The sequence below is a fragment of the Bacteroides sp. RTP31139st1_H2_RTP31139_211217 genome, assembly GCF_040227615.1.
Classification (GTDB): Bacteria; Bacteroidota; Bacteroidia; order Bacteroidales; family Bacteroidaceae; genus Bacteroides; species Bacteroides uniformis.
In genome coordinates this window covers 1-1,019 of sequence record NZ_JBCNZM010000365.1, presented here as the reverse complement: position 1 = coordinate 1,019, position 1,019 = coordinate 1, and the positions used below count along the sequence as shown (strand labels likewise).

The window sequence follows — 1,019 nt, the reverse complement described above, 5'->3', positions numbered from 1 at the left end:
TCAGCACAAAAGCCGCCTCTTTTCTAAGTTCAATAAAAACTCAAACTTACGACAAAAAAGAAAGAGAAATGATAATAACGTATCAACAAAAACGAGTCTTTCATCTATCCCTGCTCATGCTGGTCTTATGCGCACCCATATACATATATTCAGTTCCATTTCCCAATGAACAGTTTTATTATATTAACAGCGTATTATTCCTGTTTATCATTATGTGCACTCTCGCTTATTTTAAAAAGAGAGTAAATCTGACCACGACCTTTTCCATTATACTGATAGCCATACATATCGAGATTTTTATCGAAATAATTTATTGCTCAATATGTAGCGGATATGAATATAGTTATCAAAGAGCATTGATAATGAGTAACATTACTATCTCTCTCTTATTTACCATGCTTTCCATCTGTGCCTATATGAGTAATATCTCCATCCTATTGTCCTCCCTTACCATAGCTTCCTATACAATCTGCACACTTATCACCGACGAACCGTTCCTATACAGTTATCTGCCTTTGATCATCATCATATACACCATGATCCCCTTATTAGGAAGATCCTTACACAGTAATATCAGCAGCTTGCTAAAAAGTAGCAACTTGCTAAAAGAGGAAGAGGAAATGCTTTTGAAACGTCTCCAAATGAAAAAGGAAGAACTATTCGCGTTCGCCGAGTTGTTAAGCGAGAATAACCCGGAAGAAAAGACAAGCTCCCTGTTAAACATAATAGGGGAACAATCCAAAGAAAATCTTTTTACAGCCCTTGCCGCATACCAGAAAAAGGAAAAAAGTAAACTTGATACAATCAGGAGAATATATCCCAATTTATCCCCGTCCGAATTAAACATCTGCCGTTTAATACTGCAAGACAAGACCGTCAGCCAAATATGCGAATTATTACATCGGAGTAGCGGAAACATAACCAGCCAACGAGCGAACATACGTGCCAAACTCGGACTGAAAAAAAGCGACAATTTAAAAGAAGCATTACAAGAACGCATGAGGCTGTATGAAGAAGAA

General features: G+C 37.1%; 1 protein-coding gene. It reads left to right on the top strand.

What is annotated here, in order from left to right:
• A partial coding sequence (locus ABUA47_RS24975) for a helix-turn-helix transcriptional regulator (protein ID WP_146376377.1) occupies window positions 1-1,019 on the top strand: 1,019 nt, incomplete at both ends.